Raw genomic sequence first — 22,445 nt, 5'->3', positions numbered from 1 at the left:
GGTTCGGGTGCGGCGTCGGCCCGGGCACGGTCGCGCAGTTCGCCGCGCCGGAGCTTGCCGGTGCCGGTGCGCGGGAGGGCGCTGACGAACTCGACGGCGCGCGGGTACTTGTACGGGGCGATGGTCTGCTTGACGTGGGACTGGAGTTCGCGGACCGTCGAGCCGTCCGCCGGGACACCGCCGCCCAGGACGACGTACGCCTTGACGAGCATGCCGCGCCGGGCGTCCGGGGCCCCGACGACCGCGCACTCCGCGACGTACGGGTGGGTGGCGAGGGCCTTCTCGACCTCGGGGCCCGCGATGTTGTAGCCGGAGGAGACGATCATGTCGTCGCTGCGGGCGACGTACCAGAAGTACCCCTCCGCGTCGCGGATGTAGGTGTCGCCGGTGACGTTCCAGCCGTTCCTGACGTACGAGGCCTGGCGCGGGTCGTCCAGATAGCGGCACCCGGTGGGACCGGTGACCGCGAGCAGGCCGGGCTGCCCGTCGGGGACGGGGTCGCCGTGCTCGTCGACCACGGCGGCGCGGTAGCCGGGAACGGGACGGCCCGTGGCACCGGGCCGGATGTCCTCGTCGGCCGCGGAGATGAAGACGTGCAGCATCTCGGTCGCGCCGATGCCGTCGATGATGCGCAGGCCCGTGGCAGCGTGGAACTCGTGCCACACGGCGGCCGGCAGCGGTTCGCCGGCGGACACGCAGCGGCGCAGTCCGGCCAGCCGGTCGACCGCCCCGGCCTCCATGATCGCGCGGTAGGCGGTGGGGGCGGTGAACAGCACGGTCACGCCGTGCTCCGCCACCAGGTCGGCCAGTTGCAGCGGGGCCGCCTGCTCGATCAGCAGGGTCGCGGCCCCGACGTGGAGCGGGAAGACCACCAGCCCGCCGAGCCCGAAGGTGAAGGCGAGCGGTGGTGTGCCGGTGAACACGTCGTCCGGGCCGGGCTTGAGGACGTGCCGGGAGAAGGTGTCCGCGTTGGCGAGCACGTCGCGGTGGAAGTGCAGGGTGGCCTTCGGGCGCCCGGTGGTTCCGGAGGTGAAGGCGATCAGCGCCACGTCGTCCGCGGCCGTGACCACGGTGGCGAACCGGCCGTCCTTGGTCGCGCAGCGCGCGGCCAGGTCAGCGGGTCCGGGGCCTCCGTAGGTGAGGACCGGCAGATCCGGCAGCCCGGGACGGTGGCTCGCGTCGAGCTCCTCGGCGTAGCGGTGGTCGCACAGGGCCAGGGACGGCCGGCTGATGTCGGTGAGCTCGGCGAGCTCTCCGGCGCGCAGCAGCGGCATGGTGGTGACCGCGACCCCGCCCGCCTTCAGGACGCCGAACCACGCGGCGACGAGCCAGGGGTTGTTGGGGCCGCGCAGCAGGACGCGGTTGCCGGGCAGGAGGCCGAAGTCCTCGGTGAGCACCTGGGCTACCTGGTTGGCGCGCTGCTGCAGTTCGCCGTAGGTCCAGCGCTCGGTCGGGGTGAGCAGGCAGGGGCGGTCGGGGCCGTGCCGCTCGACGGCGTCGTCGAGGAGGCGCCGGGCGCAGTTGAGTCGGTCCGGGTACTCCAACTCCGGTAGATCGAAGTGGAGTTCGGGCCAGAGGGTGGAGGGCGGAAGCCGATCACGACAGAACGGGTCGGCATACGCGGAAGGGGAGAGCTCCATGGGGCGGCACCTCAATCAGGGAGCAGCGGGGAGACGAGTGCAAGGTATGTCGAATATTTGGCGTCCGTCAACATCTCGCGATATCGCGCTCCATCCGATGCCCCCGCCGACCCCGTCCCGGACGGATCGGGACACCTGCGGGCACCCCTCAGGGCGCGGGGACGCGCACCCGGACGCACTTACCCGACTCGCGTGCGACGACGGAGAGTTCACCGCCGAGCTCGGCCGTCAGCAGCTGCACCATCAGCAGCCCGCGCCCGCATTCGGACTCCGGGTCGACCTCCGCACGGGGAGCGGGCAGTCGCGGCAACCCGGCCCCCTGATCGGCGACCTCCAGCCGTAGCCAGCCGCCGCCGGCCACGACGGCGACCCGCAGCCGCCCGGCACCGCCGCCCGCATGCCGGACGGCGTTGCCGACGAGCTCGCTGACGGCCAGCAGCAGGGCATCCACCACCTCGACCGGGACCCGCCAGCCGTCGAGGGTGGCGCGCACCCGGGACCTGACCTGCGGAACGCTCGCGGCGTCGGGGTCGGGGACCCAGTGGACCCAGCTTCGGAGCGCGGGAACCGCAGCGGTATCGGCGGTCTCGGCGGTCTCGGCGGTGGTGAGCATGACGTGCTCCCGGAGGGGGGAAGGCGGCGCCGCTGGGGAAGCTCGTGCAACCGCTCCGGAATCCGGACCGTTCATGGGCTTGTGGTCAGCGGAAACGCGTCGCTAGAGTCCGTGATTACACGTGTAACACGCTACGCCTCCCCCGATGGCTCGCGCAAGCATTTCGGACAAACGGCGCGAAGCCTGCGCCGGCCCCACCCTCCACCGGCCGCAGGGACGCCCCACCCCCTGAACCGCCGAGCCGCCTGCTGAACCACCGAACCGCCGAACCGCCGGGCCATCGCCGAACATTTCTGGAAGGGCAGCAATGACGCAATCTCCTCCCGCCGAGATCGACATCGCCGACATGACCTGGCCACCGCCGCCGTACCGGTCCCCCGTACCGCCCGTGACGGGCACGGACGGCGTACGCCGTTTCGACGGGATCACCTACGCGACCACGCCCGGCTACCGCCCGCGGCTGCTCGACGTGCAGGTTCCCGCCGGCGAGGGCCCGTTCCCCGCGGTCGTCTGGATCCACGGCGGCGGCTGGCTGGACGGCGACCGCCGCTACCCGCCGCCGACCGTGCCCGCAGCCCTGCTGCACGGAGCCGTACTGGCGGCCGGGCTCGCGCTCGTCTCCATCGACTACCGGCACAGTCTGGAGGCACCCTTCCCGGCCCAGCTGCACGACGTGAAGGCCGCGATCCGCTACGTCCGCACCTTCGCCGACACCCTCGGCATCGACCCGGACCGGATCGGCGTCTGGGGCGAGTCCGCGGGCGGTCACCTGGCCGCGCTCGCCGGGCTCGTCGGCCCCGACAGTCCGCAGGGCGCGGAGCTGGAGGGCGCGCAGGGCGTCGGCTCCGGCGTGACCGGGGTCCGCGCGGTCGTCGACTGGTACGGCGTCTCCGACCTCGTGACCCTGGCCGAGCACCCCATGCCGGCCATGCCCACCGGTGGGGATTTCCCCGACCCCTACGAGGCCCTGCTCGGCGCCACCGTCGCCGAGCGGCCGGACCTGGCGCGGGCCGCGAGCCCGGTGACGTACGCGGAGGGCCCGACACCGCCGCCGTTCCTGCTGGTCCACGGGACGCACGACGGCCTGGTCCCGTACAGCCAGAGCGAGGCCCTCGCCGCGGCCCTGACGCGCGCCGGGGGCGAGGTCACCCTGCAGCCCGTGGAGGGCGCCGACCACATCTTCCTCGGCTCCTGCGACATCCCCGCCATCGTCGAGGGGGGCGTGGCCTTCCTGGCCCGTCACCTCGGCGCGCGGGTCTGACGGCGCCGGTCCCCGCGCCCCTGTTCCACCACGGGGGCGCGGCCCCGGCGGCCGCGCCCCCGCCCTCCCTTCACAGCACCCCCGGCCGCGGGCCCCCGCCGCGGCCACGAAAGGCAGCCATGTCCGCCAACCCGACCACCGCCCGCGACGACAGACGGCACAGACCCCACCGGGCCGGCGGGACCGACCGTCGCGCCGAGTCCGACGCGCCGCGCAGCCGCGGCCTCCTCATAGCCGGCCTCCTGCTGCTGGGAGCGGCCGTACTGCCGGCTCTCGTCGTCCGCTCGGACGTCGCGGATCCTCCGTTCCAGGGGCTGGACGACCGCTGGCTGATCTGGATGGGCGGTCCCCACGAGGGGATCTACCGGGCCGCGGCCACGGGCTTGGACCTGTTCGGCGGGCCGGTCGGCGCCCTGCTCCCGCTGTCGCTGCTGATCCTGCTGCTCGTGCGCAGGCGCTGGGTCTCGGCCGGCTTCCTGCTCGCCGCGAACCTGGGCGGCAACATGCTCGTCATCCAGGGCCTCAAGCACCTCGTGGACCGGCCGCGCCCGGCCCACCCGCTGGTCCGCGTCGACCACGGCTCCTTCCCGTCCGGCCACGCGGCGACGGCGGCGCTCCTGGTCGTCCTCCTCGGAGTGATCCTGGTCCCGGCCGCCCGGCGGCGGGCGTGGTGGATCGGGGGCACGGTCTTCACGCTGGCCATGATGTGGAGCCGCACCTGGCTGCACGCGCACTGGCTCAGCGACACGGTGGCCGGAGCCGCGGCGGGCGCCGCGGTCGGGCTGCTGGCGTGGTGGCTCTTCCACCCGGCACTCGCCCGCGAACGTGCCCGTGCCCGTGCCCACGACCGCCGGGGGGCGGCCGCGGGCGCGGGCACGACCTGACCGGGCGGGCACGATTGAATGCTCGGGTGACGGACCGGGAACTCATGTACGACAGCCACGGGGACACCGCCCGCGTCCCCGAGCTCCTCGACCGGGTCGAGCGCGACCACGACTCGGCGGCATGGCACGAGCTGGAGCGCCGGCTGACCGTCGGGGCTCCACTCACGTTCCCCGCGAGCTTTGCGGCGTTGCCCCGTCTGGTGCGCCTCGCGGGCTCGAGCAGCCGGGCACTGGGGCTCGCGGGGAGGATCGTGCGGTACGCGGCGGCCACCGACGGCTGCGACGATCTGCTGGAAAACTGCACGGCCTCCATCGTCGAACTCGGCAGCTTGCTGGACGAGGAGCTGCGGGCGCGACCGGACCACTACCTCGATCTCTTCCGCTACCTGCTCGCCACCCGGCAGCAGTACCACTGGGCCGCCGTCCTGCAGGACTCTCCGGATGCCGCCTACCGCGTCGGCTGCCCGCACTGTCCCGTCGACGTGACGATGGTCATCGGCAGCCGCGCGCAGTACTCGACGATCCGCACCGAGCAGCTGAACGACGTGGGCGGCGCACCCTGCGGCCGGCGTCCCCCGAGCAGCTCTCCGGCACGGGGCGATGGATGTACGAGACGGCCGTCCGCGACGGCCGGTACCCACTGGCCGAGGCGATCGTCCACCTCTTCGGTCGAGCGGAATGCCCCCGCTGCGCCGCCCTGTTCACCTTCGCCGACGAGTACACGGCAGCCAACCGCCCCCTCGTGTGAACGGCGTCGGTCCGGGAAGTCGGCAGGGCCGGCAGGTCAGGACGTCCGGCGCTGGATCAGGACCGGGTTCACGGCCGGCACCGGCTTCGCCGTTCCGGTCTCGACGAGCTCGTGCACGGCGTCCGCGATCTGCGCGGGCGTCGGCATGTCCAGCCGGACCGTGCTGAGCGCGGGCTGCTGGAGCGTGGCGAGGACGAGGTCGTCACAGCCGACGAGGGCGACCTCGTCCGGGACGACGATGCCCTCGGCCTGGAGCGCGTGCAGCAGCAGGGCGGCGTACTCGTCGTTGTAGGTGAAGGCGGCGTCCAGGCCGAGGCCGCGCCAGCGCCGGGCGAGGGCGCTCGCGGATTCCCGGGTGTAGGACAGTTCCACCGGAGTGACCGTGGCCATGTGCCGGGCCGCGACCGACTCGGCGCCCGCCAGGCGCGGTGCGGCAAGGGTGCCGAGGCCGCGCTCCTGGGGCATGACCACGCCGATCCGGCTCCGGCCGCGCGCGATGAGGTGTTCGGCCGCGGTGGCGCCGATCCGGGTGTGGTCGAAGCCGACGGTGTGCACCCCTTCCACGGGGTGGGAGGCGAAGGCCAGCAGGCCGCGGACCCCCGCACGGGTCAGTACCTCGGCCGCCCGGGGGGTGAAGCGGTCCCCGTCCAGTGCCACGACGGCCGCGGGGCGCAGTTCGGCCCAGGCCCGGGCGGCGTCGAGGGGGTCGGCGAAGCGGCCCGCGTGCAGCACGGCCGTGTAGCCGTAGCGGTCGAGCTCGCTGTGCAGGTCGTCGACCCAGTCGCTGACGAGCCGCCCGACCGCGGAGATCGACGCGGGCATCAGGACGAGGTTGCTGCGGCCGGCGCGCAGGGACCTGGCGGCGGCGTGCGGTACGTAGCCGAGCTGCTTGGCCGCGTCGAGCACCCGGGCACGGGTGCTCGCGCTGACCCGGTGACCCTGGGTGTCGTTGAGGACGAAGGAGACGGTGGCACGCGAGACCCCGGCGAGGCGGGCCACGTCGGCACTGGTGATCGATGCCGGGACGTGGGTGTCTTTGGCCATGACGTCCCTCGACGCTCCTTCTGCACGGTTCCGCTCGGGTTGCTCCTTCCTTACTAGGTTACACGAGTCAAATGAAGGGAGCGGGGTGTCGGGAGGGTATCGGGACAGGAGATGCCAGGGGCCTCAGGGGGTGACGGGCCGGTGCAGGACCCTGGAGGCTCCCGCGAGATCGTCGAGGGCGGTCACGACCGAGTCGAAGCGCATCGTGGTGCGCGACCCCGTGTCGTACGGCTGCCAGTGCGGCAGGTCCGGGTGGTTCGGGTCGCCGGTGCGGACGAAGGCGATCCAGGCCCGGTGCATGGCGTACGCGAGGCCGTCGCGGACGGCCGGCGCGAGGCCCGCCAGGAAGGGCGCGTGCGACCACTGGTCGAAGTTGTCGAAAACGAAGGGGAGTTCGAGGCAGTGCGCGGCACCGAGCCGGCCCTCGTACGCGGGAGCGGGGAGGTCGAACTGGTAGGCCCACACGGGGCGGCCCGACGCGGCGCGCGCCTCGGCCAGCCGCACCGCCGGCACCCGGAAGAGTTCGTCCGTGATGAGGTCCATGAGGACGTCGGCAGGACGGGCGCCGGGCCGGGCCCGCTCGTACGCCGCGTACACGTCCTCGGCGGCTTCGCTCCCGAAGGTGTCGGCGATCCGATCGGTCACCTGCTCGCGCGTGGCGGCGGCGTACCCCTCGTCCAGGGCGAAGCCGAAGTTGGCCTCCTCCCGGGTCCAGCCGATCATCACGTCGATCCCGGCCGCCGTCGCGCCCAGCAGGGCCTGCGCGGGGTGGCGGGTGAGGGTGACTCCGTCGATCACGGGCAGGAAGGGCGTCGGCCAGTACCCCCACCGCACGGTCTGCGCGAACAGTCCGCCGCCCGCTGCGATCAGCTCGGGCCAGGGCAGTGCGCGCAGCTCCGCCACGTCCTTGGCGCCGGCCAGCTCCAGGTAGGCGGCGGTGCGCTCCAGGTACGCGGCCGGGCCGGGGAGGTCCAGCCCGAAGGGCGGGCTCTGCAGGATCACCCGCCGGATCAGGCCCTCGGTCCGCGGGTGGCCGGCGAGTGCGGCGGTGGATACCGCGCCGCCGGACTGCCCCGCGACCGTGATGCAGTCCGGGTCGCCGCCGAAGAAGGCGATGTTCTCCTTCACCCAGCACAGGGCGGCGAGTTGGTCGGTGAGCCAGAAGTTGCCGCCCGCCCCACCGCCGCCCTCACTGCCTTGGCCTTCGCCTTCACCTTCACCTTCACCTTCACCTTCGCCCGGATAGAGGTAACCCAGCGGCCCGATGCGGTAGTTGATGCTCACGACGACCAGGTCGCCGTCGCGCGCGAAGGTCTCGCCCGAGTAGCCGGGCAGCGAACCGGAGCCGGACACGAAGCCGCCGCCGTGGATCCAGACCAGTACGGGACGCCGGGCGTCGTCGACGGCGGGCGTCCAGACGTTCAGCGTCAGGCAGTCCTCGTCGAAGGGGGGCGACCCGTGCCCGCCGAGCACCGGGTCACCACCCTCCACGTACATCTGCGGCGCGCTCGGACCGTCGGCGGTGGCGTCCCGCGTGCCGATCCAGCCGGCATGCGGCTGCGCGGGCCTCCAGCGCAGGTCACCGACCGGCGGGGCGGCATACGGGACGGCACGGAAAACCGTGACCCCGCCCTCGTTCGCGCCGCGCAGGCTACCTGCGGGCAGGTCCACCACCGTGCGGTCCCGGCCTGGGGGGTGAGGCATGAGCCGTTCCTTCCTCGCTGCCGCGCGCGGGGTGCACGCCGCCGATCGAGAATATGGCGTGAATTTGTCGAACGTCAATGCTGCTCAATAATCTGAGCTCCGGGGGCGCGGGGCCTCACAACCACAGGCTGTTCGAGGCCATCCGCTCCGATTCCGTCTCCAGCAGCGGAGCGAAGGCCCGCCACAGGACGAGGCAGGTGCCGGCGCCGACCAGGACACCGGCGAAGGTGTCGCTGAGCCACTGGGCGTGGAGCCAGGTCCGGCTGCCCATCATGGCGAGGACGTACGAGGCTCCGAACGCCCACCACCAGCGTCGCGCACGCGGCGGGAACACCACCACCGCAACGGAAACCACCAGCGTCACCGCGCTGAACACCTGCCCGGACGGGTACGAGCCGTCGCTGACCAGGACCCACGGGTGCGGCGGACGCGGCCGGTCGGCCAACTGCTTGAGGGGCAGCAGCACGACGAGGTTGGCGATGACGGTGACGGTGAAGACGAAGAGCCCCGAGCGCCAGCGCCCGTAGACGCACAGACAACCGATCACCAGCAGCGGCACGACCATGCCGAGCGGGCCACCGAGCCGGTCCAGGACGGTGGCGAAGCCGCCGAGGCCGTCACCGCCGGCGGCTCCCGCGGTGGCGGGGTCGTTCACCGCGGCCGCCCAGCGGTCGTCGAGGCCCTGGAAGAACGGCCGTCCGGCCAGCCGGAGCAGCAGCCCGGCCAGCAGCGCGAGGGCCAGGAGGGCGATCCCGAGGCCGAGCGCATGACGCGGCGGGGCCGCCGGAAGGTGATGGCGGGGCGGCAGGACCGGCCGGTGCGGCCGCGGCGGCCGGGACGGCGGCACGGAGGAGGTCGAGGGGAACATGGCGGGCCTTTCACGGTCGTCTCCCCAAGCGGTGGGGGCACGCGGAGAGCAGGCACGGGAGTGTCGTGCGCTGGAAAGCGCACAGGAGCGGGAGCGGGGCGCGGCATGCGGCGGAGCCGGGCAGCCGGAAACCGCGGGAACCGGCGGAGGTACACGACCCACGTCACCCGGCATCCGATGACGCCGGGACGAACGGGCGAACGGGCGAACGGGCGAGGGCCCCGCCGGCGACAGGATCGTCGCGGTGCGGCACGGAGTATTGCCCATGCGTCACGACCGGCACAAGGGCAAGAGGGTTTCTCGACACATCCTCCGTGCACGATGGCCGCCAGAGGGTGGTTACACGTCATCGCACAGCGGCTCCTCGTCGACTCCCCTGTCGGTCACGATCTGCACAACGTCGCACCGCAGGATCTGGCGGAGCCCGGAAATGGGTGCTACACAGTGTCCACCGCACCTGGTGACACGTGTAACAACATCACGTTACGAAACGACGTCCGCCACCGCATCCTCCCGGCGACGACGCCGTCCGGCGCCCGCCCGCGGGCCGCCCCCTCTTCCCCGCACGCCACCTCCCCGCTCCGTCCCCCGAGGAGTCGTCATGGCCACGCCCGAAGTCGTCGAACCGTCCGTCCCCCCGACCGGGGAGCCCACCCCCCGGCGCGCCCTCCTGCCCCTCCTGTTGGTCGCCAACTCCGCGATGATGGCGCTCTACATGGGCGTCGGCTCCGTCCTGCTGCCCACCCAGATCGCCGCGATCGCCCCCGACGACAAGGTCGCCGTACTCGGCCTCATCGGCGGCATCAGCGCGGTCTTCGCCACCGCCTTCAACCCCATAGCCGGCGCCCTCTCCGACCGCAGCGGGCGCCGCAACCCGTGGATCGTGGGCGGCGGCCTGGCCTCCCTCGCCCTCCTCGCCGCCCTCGGCAGCGCCACCACGGCGCTGCTCGTCGGCATCGGCTGGTGTCTCATCCAGGCGACCATGAACGTCTTCCAGGCGGCGGTCACCGCGATCGTGCCCGACCGGATTCCCGCTGCCCGCCGGGGCACCGCGTCCGCGCTGGTCGGGCTCGGCCTGCCCATCGGCGGTACGGTCGGCGTGCTCGTCGCCTCCCAGACCGCCGACCAGTTGCGCACCGGCTACCTCGTCCTCGGCGCGATCGTCGCCGGGTCCGCCCTGCTGCTGAGCACCTTCTGCAGGGACGTCGCGCGCACCGAGCCCGCCGCCCCCGCGCCCGCCAAGGCCCGGGGCGCCCAACTGGCCGCCTTCCTCTCGGCCCTGGCCAACCACGACTTCCGGTGGGCCTTCATCGGCCGGGCCCTGATGGTCCTCGGATACTTCTCCGTCGTCGGCTACCAGCTGTACATCCTCGACGACCACATCACGCTGCCCGGCGGTCTCACCCCGCCCGCCGCAATGGCCGTACTGACCCCCGTGTCGATGGTCGCGATGGCCGTCTCCACCGTGGTGGGCGGCCTGCTGTCGGACCGCTGGAATCGCCGCAAGGTGTTCGTCGGCGTGTCGGCCGCCCTCGCCGGGCTCGTCATGGTGGTCCCCGTGATCAGCCCGACCTGGACCGGCATGCTCGTCTTCAGCGCGCTCAACGGACTCGCCTTCGGCTGCTTCATGGCCGTCGACACCGCGCTCGTGACCCTGGTCCTGCCGCGGGCCGAGGACGCCGCCCGCGACATGGGCGTGCTGAACATCGCGAACGCGGGGCCGCAGATCATCGCCCCCTTCGTCGCCTCGGCCGTCGTCACCGGTCTCGGCGGCTACACACCGCTCTTCCTCGTCGGCGGGGCCCTCTCCCTGGTCGGCGCGCTCGCCATCCTCCCGATCCGCAGCGTGCGCTGACCCCTGACCGGGCCGTCCACAGCTCCGGCGGGCGCATGCCGAGGGTCGTGCGCCCGCCGGTACCCACCCCTGCTCACCCTCATCTCCCTTCCTCCCAAGGAGCACCCTGTGAGACGCAAGCGAGTTCTGCCGCTGGCCGCCCTGCTGCTGTGCACTCCGGCCCTGGCCGGCACGGCACCGGCGGCCGCCGCGCCGCAGACCGCACCGCAGACCGGGCCCGCCGGGCCGCTGCGGATCCTGCTCACCAACGACGACGGCTACAACGCACCGGGCATCCGCAAGGCCTTCGAGCGCCTGACCGCCGCCGGACACGACGTCACGATCGTCGCACCGCTCACCAACCAGAGCGGTGCCGGCACGAGGATGTCGAACGCCCCGACGATCACGGTCAAGCACCCCGAGCCGAAGGTCTGGGCCGTCGACGGCACCCCGGGCGACTCCGTCTCGTTCGGGCTGGCCGAGGTCTTCGCCGGGGACGCCCCCGACCTGGTCGTCTCGGGCACCAACTTCGGCCCGAACGTGGCCGGTCTCGCCACCCACTCCGGTACGGTCGGCGGCGCCGTCGCCGCGCTGGAGCACGGCGTACCGGCCATCGCGCTGAGCACCGGCGGCGTCACCGTCCCCGACCCGGTCACCACCGTCAACGCGATGGGCCCGACGCTCGACTTCGCGGTCAAGCTGATCGACCGGCTGCGGGCGCGGGCCCGTTCCGGGCCGCTGCTGCCCCAGGGCGTCGGCCTGAACGTCAACCACCCCGTGGTCGGCGCGGACGGCAGGGGAACGGCCGCGGGTGTGGCCGCGACCTTCCAGGATCCGCAGACCCTGCTCGAACCGGACTTCACCGACGCGGGCGACGGCACCTGGAAGGTGGCCGTGAAGGTGGACCTGCGGCCCGCCGCCCGGGGCGGTGACCTGGAGGCCGTCACAGCCAACCGGATCGCCGTGAGTCCCATGAATCCCGACTGGAACACCGGCCCCGTCGACCAGGCCGTCACCTCCGCGCTGATCGCCGGGCTCCGCCCCTGACGAGCCCCGGCCGGGGCGGAGCCCGCGCCCCGCTCCGCCCCGGCCGGACAGAGCCCGGCGCCCGCCGCGACCCCGACCCCGCCCCGGCCCCGGGCCCACCCCCGGCACGCACCCGCACGCACCCGCACGCACCCGGCACGACGTCGTCACGCACCGGCACGCTCCAGGAGGAGACGGATGAAGAGGCCCGGAAAACGGCTGCCCCCGGCAAGGTCCCTGCTCGGTACCGCACTCGCCCTGGTGGCCCTGCTCGCCTCGGCCCCACCCGCGGCGGCATCCCTGTCGCCCTCCCCGTCCGGCGGGTCACCGCGCCCGGTGGTCACCGTCGCTCAGGGCGCCCTGCGCGGCCAGTCCCGTGACGGCGCACAGGAGTTCCTCGGTGTCCCCTACGCCGCTCCCCCGGTCGGGGACGCCCGGCTGCGGGCGCCCGCGCCCCCGGCCCGGTGGCCCGGGGTGCGGGAGGCCGCCCGGCAGGCTCCCGCGTGCCTGCAGTTCTCTCCCTTGGGCCTGAGCGATCCGGCGGCCGTCAGCGAGGACTGCCTGTACCTGGACGTGTACCGGCCCCGGACCGCCCGCCCCGGAGCCCGGCTCCCGGTGATCGTCTGGATGCACGGGGGTGCGTACAGCCAGGGCACGGGAACCCAGTTCGGTGGACGGACGATGGCGGAGCTCACCCAGAGCGTGGTGGTCAGCATCAACTACCGCCTGGGACAGCTCGGTTATCTCGCGCTGCCCGAGCTCGGCCGCCAGGACGCCCTGCGCTCCGGGTCCTTCGGGCTGATGGACCAGCTCGCGGCGCTGCGCTGGACCCGGGAGAACATCGGCGCGTTCGGCGGGAACCCGGGGAGCGTCACGATCTCCGGGCAGTCCGCGGGCAGCGGTTCCGTCTGCGCGCTGCTGGCCGCCCCGTCGGCCGCCGGCCTGTTCCACCGGGCCGTGCTGCAGAGCGGTCCGTGCACCCTGCTGGGTACGCCGGACAGCGCCGAGGCCGAGGGGCAGGCGCGGGCCTTCGCCTCGCGGGCCGGGTGCTCGGCGTCCGCCGAGCAGGCGGCCTGTCTGCGCGCCGCCTCCGGAGCCGCCCTGGTGGAGGCGGCCCGTACGCTGCCCACCCGCGGACCGGCCTCCGGTGACGGTCTGCTGCCGGTCGCCCCCGCGCAGGCCATCGGGAGCGGTGCCTGGAACAAGGTGCCGGTGCTGATCGGGAGCACCCGTTCCGAGGCCCGCTTCTTCGTCGCACTCACCCAGCCGCAGCTGACCGCCGAGCAGTACGCGGCGCAGGTCCTGGCGGGTTACGGGGCCGCGGGACCCGAGGTGCTCGCGCGCTATCCGGTCGCGGCGTACGGATCGCCGTACCTGGCGCTGTCGGCCGTGATGACGGACTCGACCTTCGCGTGCCACACGCAGTGGACGGCGCAGCTCTTCGCCTCCCAGGTGCCGACGTACGTCTACGAGTTCGACGACCCGCGGTCGCCGACGCTCGCCGGTGCGCAGGTGCCGGGTCTGGACGAGTCGAACGCGCACAGCGCGGAGCTGGCCTATCTGCACGACTTCACGATGGGCGAGCGTCCGCTGACTCCGGTCCAGGTGGCGCTGGGGAACCGGATGAAGCGCTACTGGGCGGCCTTCGCCCGCTTCGGCGCGCCCGTGGTGCCGGGGCAGACCGGGTGGCCGCCGACCGGCCCCGGAGTCGGCGGGGTGCTCACCCTCGACCCGTCGGCGACGCGGACGAGCACCTCGTTCGGGACGGACCATCAGTGCGCCTTCTGGCGGACCCAGCCTCCCCGCCCGCTGTGAACCCCGCGACGTAGTATTCGATCATCGGGAGAGGGGCCGGATGGACCGGTGTCGAAGCCGGACGAGACCCTGGTCCCGTAGCTCGACCGTGGCCTGATCGTCCCGGGACGGGCCCTGGACCTGGGCTGCGAGCCGGGCCGGGGCGCAACGCGCTGTGCCTCGCCTCCCTGGGGTCGAACTGCGCCGGATGCGGGACGAGCCCACCGAGTCCCCGCTGTTCGGCGAGTCCGTCCTCCGGACGGTCCTGCTCCGCCGCCCGGCCGGATCGCAACCCGGCCGGGCGGTGGGCAGCCGCGTTGCTCAGCGCTCGAAGAAGCCCGCGTCTCCCGGCTCGGTCTCCATCGCCTCACGGTTGAATTTCAGGAGGCAGAGGAAGGCGAGTCCGCCGGCGAGGAGCAGGCCGGCCACGATCACCACGGAGACGAGCGCCTCCTCGGGTGCCACCAGCGTCTGCCCCACCCCGGCGATGATCGACGCACCGGGAGCCGGGCCTGCCGGGTGACCCCGCCCGGTCAGGCCTCCGCCCCGGCAGGCCGCGGCCGGCGGCCCCGGATCCGGAGCGCGGCGACGGCCGACGCCGTGAGCGCCGCCGCGGCGGCCCCCACCGTCAGCAGCCAGGCCGGGACGCCGCCCACCGTGAGCAGCTCGTCGTGGTACACCACCCGGCGGTACGGGGTGTCCGCGGCGGTGGCGCGCAGTTCGTGGTCGGCGTCGATGCGCTCCGGAACCGGGAACCGCTGGTCCATCGCGGTGAGGAACACCGGCTCGGCGCCCGCCAGTTCGGCGAGCGGGCCGGTCTCGGGGTGGACGGTCCCCGCGAAGGTCACCTCGGGTGCGGAACCGCCGATCGCGGAGGCGGGCTCCATGCGGTGGTCGGCCAGCACGTACAGGCCGAGGGACTGCGGTGTCCTCGCCATCCGGGAGAGCCGCATCGGGTAGACCAGCCGGTCGCTCTCGAAGCGGATCCGCAGCGGGTCCAGGTCGCCGCGCAGCGGCTCGCTCCCGTCGCGGGGGGCGAGCCGGACCGCCACGTACTCCCACTTCTGGTCGACGTACGGCTTGACCTCGGTGGCGAGGCGGTCGGGGAGCTTGAAGCCGTTGCTCTCCAGCCAGTTCCGCAGGGCGTCCGGGTCGGTGGCGGTCAGCCGGGCGACGTCGAAGTCTCCGAGCTGTTCCCGGCCGACGACGCCGACGGGCGGGGCCGCGCTGCCGGGCGCCGGGGCTCCGGCCGTGTCCCCCGTGGTCGGGTCGAAGGGCCAGTCGCGCTCACGCGGCCAGAAGTAGCCGCGGTTCCTGTGTTCGGGCCGGGTCAGTCGGACCAGCTCGTCGAACATCCGGCTGTCGCCCAGTTCCACCGTGGCCCGGCCCGGTACCGGCATGATCCAGGCGGCCCGGTGGGCGTCCCCGCCGACGGAGAAGCGCATGACGATCTGCTCCGTACGGCCGTCCCAGCGCACGACGGAGGTCTCCCGGTCGACGCCGATCCGGGACTGCCCGTCGGGAATCATGGCCCCGCACCCGCACGCGTAGGCGGGGTTGACCAGTGCGCCCAGCTGGGTCGCGAGCAGGGCGAACAGCAGTGCCGGAATTCTTCGTTTCATCCACACGGGGTCTCAGACGACGGCCCCCGGAATCCGGTTCCGACCCCCCTCGCCGAGGGCTCCGACCTGGCCTCATACTGTGCCCCATGACGGGGAGCGAGAAGCGGCAGCAGGCTCTGCTGCGCCGGGCCGCGGGGCTGCACAGCCCGCTGGTTCCGGATTCTGTGGTGGCGGAGATCGCGCGGCACGACTGGGAGGCCATCGGGTGCGGCTGCGGCCGGTCCGCGGGCCATCTCGTGGACGCCGTGCGGGATGCCGCCGAGGGGCATCCCGCCGCGTTCCACGCGCTGGAGGGGCATGTGTTCTTCGCGGAGCACCTGAAACCGCCCGCGCCGGCGGTGTGCGCCGTGCTGATGGCCGTATGGTCCGCCCGGCCGCCCCGGCGGGCGACGCGCGAGGCCCTGCTGTGGACCCTGCTCGCCCTGTTGTGCACGGTGGACGACGGCGGGACCCACGAGGCCGGGCTGCACGGGCAGTGCGCCGCCTTCATCAGGACGGGCGTCGACGGCTTCCGCCGGGAGATCGCCACCGCCCCGGGCTCCGGGACGGCCGCCTACGCGGAAGGCATCCTGGACATCCTCGGCCTGCCCGCCTGAGCCCGGGGCCGGTCCGGGGGTCAGGCCACCGCCGTCAGGCAGCGCCTCAGCCGTGCCACGGTGACGTCCTCCAGGGACTCGGCGAAGGTCCGCGGCGGTGACGCCGGGACCACCAGCAGGGACGGGACCACCAGGACCGCGCAGCCGGCGGCCTCGGCGGAGGCGGCGCCGTCCGGCGAGTCCTCCACCGCGACACAGGCCCGCGGTGCGAGGCCGAGGCGTTCGGCGGCCGCCCGGTAGGGGTCCGGGTGCGGCTTGGTGCGGGTGGTGTCGTCGGCGGACAGGGTGAAGGCGAAGGGGACATGGGCCAGGGAGCTCCCGACCACCGAGTCGACGACGACCCGCGGTGATGCGCTGACCAGGGCGAAGGGCACTCCTTGCGCCTCCAGTTCGGTCAGCAGCCGCTGGGCGCCGGGACGCATGGGCGCCCCGGCCTCCACCCCGCGGAAGAAGCTCTCGGTGAGCGCCGCAACCACCTCGTACGGGTCTCCCCCTCCCGAGACCCGTACGAGGTGGGCGGCGGTGTCCTCCACCGCCCGGCCGACGACCTCCGGCGCGTCCGCGTCGGTGAGCCGGTGGCCGAGGCCGTCGGCTATCTCCTCGGTGGTCCGCCACCACAGCACCTCGGTGTCGACGAGGGTGCCGTCCATGTCGAACAGGACCGCGGCGAGGGCGCTCACGCGGACCCGGCCACGACGAGCACGGGCCGTTCGGCCAGTCCGACGGTGGCGCGGGCGCCCGGTACCAGGGCTCCCGCTTCCCGCGAGGGCAGGTCGGCCTTGACGGTCACCCCGTCGGGCAGGTCCAGGTGGAGCCGGGTCACGGAGCCGAAGAAGGAGGCCGAGACCACGGTGGCCGCGCCCTCGGCGTCGGCGGTGACGGTGACGTTCTCCGGGCGTACGAGGACCTGCACCTGCGGAGTCGTGGGGGCCGGGCCGTCGACGGGCAGCCGGGCTCCCGCCACCTCGACCAGGCCGGAGCCGGCGAGCCGGCCGGGCAGCCGGTTCATCGTGCCGACGAATTCGGCGACGAAGGGGGTGGCCGGGCGGTCGTACAGCTCGGCCGGGGCGGCGCACTGCTCCAGCTTGCCGGCGTTCAGGACGGCGACCCGGTCGGCCATCGACAGCGCCTCCTCCTGGTCGTGGGTGACGAAGACGGTGGTGATGCCGAGGGAGAGCTGGAGGCGGCGGATCTCCTCGCGCAGGTTCGCCCGTACCTTGGCGTCCAGAGCGGAGAGCGGCTCGTCGAGCAGGAGCACGCGCGGGCGCAGGGCGAGGGCGCGGGCGAGTGCGACGCGCTGCTGCTGGCCGCCGGACATCTGGTGCGGGTAGCGGTCGCCGTGGTCCGGGAGGCCCACCAGGTCGAGGAGCTCGGCGGCGCGCTCGCGGCGCTCGGCCGCGCCGACCTTGCGCACGCGCAGGCCGAAGGCCACGTTGTCGCGGGCACTGAGGTTCGGAAAGAGGCTGTACGACTGGAAGACCATGCCGGCGTCGCGGCGGTTGGCCGGGACCCGGGTGATGTCCTGTCCGTCGACGAGGACCTCGCCGGAATCGGGCTGTTCGAATCCGGCGACGACGCGCAGGGCGGTGGTCTTGCCGCAGCCGGACGGCCCGAGCAGGGCGAGGAGTTCACCGGGTTCGACGGTGAGGTCGAGCCCGTCGAGGGCGACGGTGGATCCGAACGCCCGGCGCAGGCCGCGGAATTCGACGCGCGCGCCCGCGGGCCGGTCGGTATCGGCCGGCTTCCTGGCCGCGGGCAGGGTGGTGGGCGTGGTGGACATGGACTCAGGACTCCTTGCGGGAGGTGGTGGCGGGTGCGGCCGCGGCGGTGGAGGGGGTGGTCCCGGCCCGGGAGAGGGCGATCAGCAGCAACCAGGTGATCAGGAGGCTGAGGATGGAGACGGCCACCGACATCCGGGCCTGCGCCCCGGAGATCGAGACGATCCACACGGCGAAGGGCTGGAACCCGAGGAGGGAGGCGATGGTGAACTCGCCGAGCACGAGGGCCAGGGTGAGGAAGGCGGCGCCGGCGAGCGAGGCCCGCAGGTTCGGCAGCAGCACGCGCAGGACGACGTACGGCCAGCTCGCGCCGCAGCTGCGGGCGGCCTCGACCAGGGTCGGTACGTCGACGGCGCGCAGGCCCGCGTCGAGCGAGCGGTAGACGAAGGGCAGCGCCAGGACCGTGTACGCGAGGACCAGGACGACGGGGAACTTCTCGTTCTGGACGGCGATGAAGGTCTGGTAGAGCGGGGTCCGCGACAGGTGTTCCGGTCCCCAGCGCAGCACGGTGGTGATGCCGGTGACCAGGGCGATCGGCGGCACGACCAGCGGCAGCATGCACATCACCTCGACGACCGGGCGCAGCCGTGGGGAGCCGATGCGTACGGCCACCAGGGCGGGCACGGCCAGCAGCAGTGACAGCGCGATGGTCGCGGCGGCGAGGCCGAGGGAGAGGAGCAGGCTCTCGGTGAAGCCGTCGGCGGAGAGCAGCTGGGTGTAGGCCTCGAAGGTGACGCCCTGGCCGGGCACGTGCACGGTGAAGACGAACGAGGCGACGAGCGGGACGATGAAGTAGGCGCCGGCCAGGGTGAGGACGGCTCCGCGCCAGATCCTGGGGCGGGGCCGCCGGGCCGCCGTCCGCGCCGGGGCCCCGGCGCCCGCGCCCTTGGCGCCCTGGGCATCCTCGGAGCCCTGGGGGCTCTGGACGCCGTCGGTGTACCGGGAGGTCGGGGTCATCGCAGCCATCGGGCGCTCCGTCGCTGGAGGGGCAGGTAGACCGCCATGACCAGGCCGGCGATCAGGATCATGTCGAGGCCGAGGGCGAGCGCCACGTTCTCCTGGCCGGTGAGTACGTTCCCGGACAGCGCGTCCGCGATCTTGAGCGTGACGAGGGGGACGGAGCCTCCGACGAGGGCCGCGGCCGTGGCGTGGGCGGCGAAGGCGGTGCCGAAGAGCAGGACGAACCCGCCGAGCAGGGAGGGGGCGAGCACCGGCAGGCCGACATGGCGCCAGAACTGCCATCCGGTGGCTCCGCTGCTCTGGGCGGCCTCGCGCCACTGCGGGCGCAGTCCGTCCAGCGCCGGGGCGATCACCAGCACCATGAGCGGGATCAGGAAGTACAGGTAGACCACGGTGAGGCCGGTGAAGGAGTACAGGTTCCAGCCGAGGGCGGTCAGGTCGGCGAGCTGGGTGACGACTCCGGAGATCCCCACGGTGGCGATGAAGGCGAACGCGAGGGGTACGCCGCCGAAGTTGGCGAGTACGCCGGAGGCGGTCAGCGCCGCGCTGCGCAGGCCCGCCGAACGGGAGGTGACCACGGCCTGCGCGATCACCACGCCCAGGACGCCGCCGACGAGTGCGGTGAGGGCGGAGAGTTGGAGGCTGCCGATGAGGGAGCCCAGGTAGGGGCCCTGGAGGGAGCGGGCGAGGTGCTCACCGGTCACCTGGGTGACGCCGCTCGCGAGGTCGGTGCGGGTGACCGCGCCGTAGGCCATGGCTCCGAGCGGGATGCCGAAGCAGAGGCCGGTGAAGGCGAGCAGCGGGAGGGTCGCGAGCCAGGTGCGCGGGCCGCGCCACCGGCGGCGGGTGCCGCCGGCGGCGCGGGAGTCGGTGGTGGAGGACATCAGGAGAGTGCCTTGTCCCACTTCTCGGCGAGGGTGGCCTTGGCCCTGTCGAGCTCCTCGGAGGCGGGGAAGGCCGGGGTGCCCTGGACCTGCGGGAGCTTGGCGACGGCGGCCTTGTCGGCGGTGCCGTCCTGGCTCATGCCGGGGAGCAGGACCGGGCGGGCGTATCCCTTGAGCCAGAGGTTCTGGCCCTCGGCGCTGTAGAGGAACTCCAGCCACAGCCGGGCGGCCGCCGGGTTCGGGGCTTCCTTGTTGATGGCCTGCGAGTAGTACTGGGCGTAGACGCCGTCGGTGGGGACGGCGACCTTCCAGTCGACGCCCTTGCCCTTGAACTGGTCGGCGTAGCCGGCGTTCAGGTAGTCCCAGTCGATGGAGATGGGCGTCTCGCCCTTCTCCACGGTGGCCGGGGTGGACTCGACCGGGATGAAGTTCCCGCTCTTCTTCAGCTGACCGAAGAAGTCGATGCCGGGCTGGATGTCCGCGAAGGAGCCCTTGTTGGCGAGGGCTGCCGCGTAGACGCCGCCGAAGGCCGAGCCGGACTTGGTGGGGTTGCCGTTGAGGGCGACCTTGCCCTTGTACTCGGGCTTGAGGAGATCGGCGAAGGTCTGCGGGCAGGTGGGGATGCGGGCGGCGTCGCAGCCGATGGAGACGTAGCCGCCGTAGTCGTTGGTCCAGCGGCCGTCGGCGTCCTTCTGGGCGGCGGGGATCTTGTCCCAGGCGGTGACCTTGTACGGGGCGAAGAGGTTCTCCGCGGCGCCGCTGCGGGCGAAGGCGATACCGAGGTCGAGGACGTCGGGGGCGCGCTTCTGGCCCTTGCGGGACTTGACGGCGGCGATCTCGTCGGCGCTGGAGGCGTCCGGGTTCTCGCTGTTCACCTTGATCTTGTACTTGGCCTCGAAGGCCTTGATGATCTCGCCGTAGTTCGCCCAGTCCGGCGGCAGCGCAATCACATTGAGCTCGCCCTCCTTCTGCGCGGCGGCGGCGAGGGCCTCCAAGGAACCGAAGTCGGCGACCGAGGTCGCGGCGCCCGGCTGCACGCCGTTCTTGGCGCCGTCGGCGCCGGCGGACTCCTGGTCGGGTGCGGCACCACACGCGGTGAGCGTGGTGAGTACGGCGGCGCTGAGCAGTACGGCCGCACCGCGACGGGCGGAGGAACTGAGCACGGTCTCTCCCGGAGACGAGGGTGGGTTCACTTGTCTGAACAAGTTGGCTCCAGTTCGCCCGGGCCCGCTGTACGGACGGTGAACGGCGCCCGTCTCGTGGAGCACGACTCGACGAAGAGATGAGAATGACCGGAAGAAGCCGTGACAGAACCTGTTGGAATGATCATGGGAGACCGGTGCACAGCGATTCCGGCACGGCACCGCCGGCACACGGCGATCAGGGGGCGAGCGGCATGAGCACGAACGCGGGCACGGTCAGGTACCTGGAGATCGCCGAGGCACTGCGCCGGGAGATCCTCTCGGGCGAGCTCCCGGTGGGGGCGCACCTGCCCTCGGAAAGCGATCTGGCGGCGCGCTGGTCCGCATCGCGCGGGACGGTCCGCCAGGCGGTGGCCACCCTCGCCGCGGAGGGACTGATCGGCTCCCGCCAGGGCGCGCGCCGCATCGTCCTGCGCCGGGAACGCCGGCACAGCTTCGGCGAGCTCAACAGCTTCGCCCAGTGGGCCGAGGGGCTCGGGCACCGGGCCGCCAGCCGCTTCCTGTCCCGCACCCGCAGGCCCGCGACGGCCGAGGAGGCGGACCGGCTCGCGCTGGCCCCCGGTACGGAGATCCTGGCCGTGCTGCGGCTGCGCCTGCTCGACGGGGAGCCCACCATGGTGGAGCGGACCGCCTACGCCGACTGGGTCGCGGCGGCCGTGGAGGCGATGCCCGTGGACTGCCGCTCCGTCATGGACAGCCTGTCCGAGGGCTCGGGGGTCGTCGCCCACTACGGCGAGCACCTCATCGACGCCCTTCCGGCCGGCAGCGAGGACGCCCGGCTGCTGGAAATCCGCCGCGGCAGCCCGCTGCTGCGCCAGCGGCACGTCTCCGCGACGGCCACCGGCCGCCCGATCGAATGGTCCGACGACCGCTACCGGGCCGGAAGCGTCACCTTCAGTGTGAGCAACTCGTCGGTAGCAACTCCCTTGGAGCGGCGCGTCGGAGACCAGTGACCGGTCAGTGCGCGGCGCGCCGGGTCACGGTGGCCCCGGCGGTCTCGGCGATCGCCCCCGGCAGCCAGTCCGCGACCCGGCCGAAGCGGAACCCCAGGGCCGAGGCCCGGCCGTTGTCCATGGCGTAGGCGCGGTCGAAGGAGAACGGCGAGGCGGCGGCGCCCGGCCCGACCACCCGGTACCGCGGTCTGCGCCCGACCTGCTCCGCGACCGCCTCGCAGAGCGCGATGGCGTCGAGCGCGCCGTGCGAGGCAGCGTTGACGGTCCCGGTGAAGGTCTGCTCCGCCGCCCAGTACAGGAATTCGGCCATTTCGCGGTGGTGGATGAACGAGGTGGCGTACGGGGCCTCGTGTACGGCGACCGGGGTGCCGGCGCCGATCCGGTCCGCGTAGTGCGCGAGCCGCCCGGTGAACTCCGCGGGGCCGCCGCCGAGGACGTGCGCCGCGCGCACGCCGACGTACGGGAAGGCCGGCTCGCGCAGGAAGACGGCCTCCGCCCGCCGCTTCCCCTCGGCATAGGCGTACGCGGGCCCGGGCGCGCGGCCCGGCGCCGCCGGTACGAGCGGCAGGCGCGCGGGGTCGAGCGACGACTCGGTGACGGGGGCGGTAGCGGCGGCGGCGGTGGTGGCGGCAGTGGCGGGGAAGCGCGGCCCGGCGGGAAGCGTGGCCGGGTCGTACACCTCCATCGTCGAGGTCATGACGTAGCGCCCGGTCCGCCCGGCGAACACCCGGCGGGCGACGGCGGCCTGGAGCGGCGTGTAGCAGACCTGGTCCACGACCACGTCGAAGCCGCGGGAGCCCAGCGCCGCCCGCAGCCCCTCCTCGTCCTCGCGGTCGGCGACGAGGCGACCGACGCCGGGGGGCGGCGCGGCGGAGCCGCGGTTGAGGACGGTGACCCGGGCGCCCGCGTCGCGCGCCCGGGTGACCAGGGTCTTTCCGAAGTACCGGCTGCCGCCGATGACGAGAATCCGCTTCATGCGTTCGACTCTGCCGCTGTATCGTCCCCAGCGGAACCGACGGGTCGCTGAACGGGTC

The 22,445-nt window shown here is 73.3% G+C and carries 20 protein-coding genes and 1 pseudogene; 8 read left to right on the top strand and 13 right to left on the bottom strand.

All coding sequences use genetic code 11. The features are described from left to right. Positions 1–5: 5 nt before the first annotated feature. Positions 6–1,640, bottom strand: a pseudogene (locus IE257_RS10295) (AMP-binding protein); the annotation flags it as partial. Positions 1,641–1,788: 148 nt separating this feature from the next. Beyond that, positions 1,789–2,253, bottom strand: coding sequence for an ATP-binding protein (locus tag IE257_RS10290; protein ID WP_189966985.1), 465 nt, complete (start codon positions 2,251–2,253; stop codon positions 1,789–1,791). 307 nt (positions 2,254–2,560) lie between these two features. Here IE257_RS10290 and IE257_RS10285 point away from each other — a divergent pair, with 307 nt between their 5' ends. The 3 genes from IE257_RS10285 to IE257_RS10275 all read left to right on the top strand — a co-directional run bounded on the left by IE257_RS10285 (position 2,561) and on the right by IE257_RS10275 (position 5,146). After that, a complete protein-coding gene (locus IE257_RS10285) occupies positions 2,561–3,514 on the top strand; it encodes an alpha/beta hydrolase (RefSeq protein ID WP_189966983.1) in 954 nt (317 codons plus the stop codon). A 119-nt stretch (positions 3,515–3,633) separates the two neighbouring features. Next, entirely contained in the window at positions 3,634–4,398 is a 765-nt protein-coding gene (locus tag IE257_RS10280) for a phosphatase PAP2 family protein (protein ID WP_189966981.1), read from the top strand. A 604-nt stretch (positions 4,399–5,002) separates the two neighbouring features. After that, positions 5,003–5,146: a hypothetical protein gene (locus tag IE257_RS10275; protein ID WP_189966979.1), complete on the top strand. Its 144-nt coding sequence runs from the start codon at positions 5,003–5,005 to the stop codon at positions 5,144–5,146. A 36-nt stretch (positions 5,147–5,182) separates the two neighbouring features. Here IE257_RS10275 and IE257_RS10270 read toward each other — a convergent pair whose 3' ends face one another. The 3 genes from IE257_RS10270 to IE257_RS10260 all read right to left on the bottom strand — a co-directional run bounded on the left by IE257_RS10270 (position 5,183) and on the right by IE257_RS10260 (position 8,762). Further along, on the bottom strand, positions 5,183–6,190 hold the full coding sequence (locus IE257_RS10270; RefSeq protein ID WP_189966977.1) for a LacI family DNA-binding transcriptional regulator: 1,008 nt from the start codon (positions 6,188–6,190) through the stop codon (positions 5,183–5,185). Between the two features lie 123 nt (positions 6,191–6,313). Next, positions 6,314–7,894: a carboxylesterase/lipase family protein gene (locus tag IE257_RS10265; protein ID WP_189966975.1), complete on the bottom strand. Its 1,581-nt coding sequence runs from the start codon at positions 7,892–7,894 to the stop codon at positions 6,314–6,316. A gap of 115 nt (positions 7,895–8,009) precedes the next feature. Next, complete coding sequence (locus IE257_RS10260) at positions 8,010–8,762, bottom strand: phosphatase PAP2 family protein (protein WP_189966973.1); 753 nt, start codon at positions 8,760–8,762, stop codon at positions 8,010–8,012. A 601-nt stretch (positions 8,763–9,363) separates the two neighbouring features. Here IE257_RS10260 and IE257_RS10255 point away from each other — a divergent pair. The 3 genes from IE257_RS10255 to IE257_RS10245 all read left to right on the top strand — a co-directional run bounded on the left by IE257_RS10255 (position 9,364) and on the right by IE257_RS10245 (position 13,437). After that, positions 9,364–10,617, top strand: a complete 1,254-nt coding sequence (locus tag IE257_RS10255) for an MFS transporter (RefSeq protein WP_189966970.1) — start codon at positions 9,364–9,366, stop codon at positions 10,615–10,617. A 108-nt stretch (positions 10,618–10,725) separates the two neighbouring features. Further along, positions 10,726–11,643, top strand: a complete 918-nt coding sequence (surE, locus tag IE257_RS10250; protein WP_189966968.1) for a 5'/3'-nucleotidase SurE — start codon at positions 10,726–10,728, stop codon at positions 11,641–11,643. A gap of 177 nt (positions 11,644–11,820) precedes the next feature. Then, the gene (locus IE257_RS10245; RefSeq protein WP_189966966.1) at positions 11,821–13,437 is read left to right on the top strand and encodes a carboxylesterase/lipase family protein; all 1,617 of its coding nucleotides are present in this window, start codon (positions 11,821–11,823) and stop codon (positions 13,435–13,437) included. 300 nt (positions 13,438–13,737) lie between these two features. Here IE257_RS10245 and IE257_RS10240 read toward each other — a convergent pair whose 3' ends face one another. Next, positions 13,738–13,896, bottom strand: a complete 159-nt coding sequence (locus IE257_RS10240) for a hypothetical protein (protein ID WP_189966964.1) — start codon at positions 13,894–13,896, stop codon at positions 13,738–13,740. Between the two features lie 53 nt (positions 13,897–13,949). Then, positions 13,950–15,038, bottom strand: coding sequence for a DUF2330 domain-containing protein (locus IE257_RS10235; protein WP_189966963.1), 1,089 nt, complete (start codon positions 15,036–15,038; stop codon positions 13,950–13,952). Positions 15,039–15,124: 86 nt separating this feature from the next. Between IE257_RS10235 and IE257_RS10230 the strand changes: the two genes are divergently transcribed. Then, on the top strand, positions 15,125–15,634 hold the full coding sequence (locus tag IE257_RS10230; RefSeq protein ID WP_189966961.1) for a hypothetical protein: 510 nt from the start codon (positions 15,125–15,127) through the stop codon (positions 15,632–15,634). Positions 15,635–15,654: 20 nt separating this feature from the next. On the opposite strand, the gene IE257_RS10225 is transcribed toward IE257_RS10230, so the two are convergent. The 5 genes from IE257_RS10225 to IE257_RS10205 are packed head-to-tail and all read right to left on the bottom strand — an operon-like array spanning position 15,655 to position 20,419. Next, the gene (locus IE257_RS10225) at positions 15,655–16,314 is read right to left on the bottom strand and encodes an HAD family hydrolase (RefSeq protein ID WP_268251391.1); all 660 of its coding nucleotides are present in this window, start codon (positions 16,312–16,314) and stop codon (positions 15,655–15,657) included. Then, positions 16,311–17,414: an ABC transporter ATP-binding protein gene (locus IE257_RS10220; RefSeq protein ID WP_229920243.1), complete on the bottom strand. Its 1,104-nt coding sequence runs from the start codon at positions 17,412–17,414 to the stop codon at positions 16,311–16,313. The genes IE257_RS10225 and IE257_RS10220 overlap by 4 nt, the downstream gene beginning before the upstream one ends. A gap of 4 nt (positions 17,415–17,418) precedes the next feature. After that, positions 17,419–18,369 carry an ABC transporter permease gene (locus IE257_RS10215; protein ID WP_372453059.1) on the bottom strand — a complete coding sequence of 317 codons (951 nt, stop codon included), beginning with the start codon at positions 18,367–18,369 and terminating at the stop codon, positions 17,419–17,421. After that, the gene (locus tag IE257_RS10210; protein WP_189966959.1) at positions 18,366–19,256 is read right to left on the bottom strand and encodes an ABC transporter permease; all 891 of its coding nucleotides are present in this window, start codon (positions 19,254–19,256) and stop codon (positions 18,366–18,368) included. The genes IE257_RS10215 and IE257_RS10210 overlap by 4 nt, the downstream gene beginning before the upstream one ends. Then, on the bottom strand, positions 19,256–20,419 hold the full coding sequence (locus IE257_RS10205) for an ABC transporter substrate-binding protein (RefSeq protein ID WP_372453056.1): 1,164 nt from the start codon (positions 20,417–20,419) through the stop codon (positions 19,256–19,258). Before IE257_RS10205 ends, IE257_RS10210 begins: the two co-directional genes overlap by 1 nt. A 233-nt stretch (positions 20,420–20,652) precedes the next feature. On the opposite strand from IE257_RS10205, the gene IE257_RS10200 reads away from it, so the two are divergent. Then, on the top strand, positions 20,653–21,411 hold the full coding sequence (locus IE257_RS10200; RefSeq protein WP_189966957.1) for a GntR family transcriptional regulator: 759 nt from the start codon (positions 20,653–20,655) through the stop codon (positions 21,409–21,411). Between the two features lie 4 nt (positions 21,412–21,415). Here the strand turns inward: IE257_RS10200 and IE257_RS10195 are convergent, their stop codons facing one another. Next, positions 21,416–22,387, bottom strand: coding sequence for an NAD-dependent epimerase/dehydratase family protein (locus IE257_RS10195; protein ID WP_189966955.1), 972 nt, complete (start codon positions 22,385–22,387; stop codon positions 21,416–21,418). Between the last annotated feature and the right edge of the window lie 58 nt (positions 22,388–22,445).

Origin of the sequence: Streptomyces avidinii (assembly GCF_014650695.1) — a bacterium.
GTDB classification, from domain to species: domain Bacteria; phylum Actinomycetota; class Actinomycetes; order Streptomycetales; family Streptomycetaceae; genus Streptomyces; species Streptomyces avidinii.
Note: the sequence above shows the minus strand (reverse complement) of the source record. Positions and strands in the feature narration are given on the sequence as shown.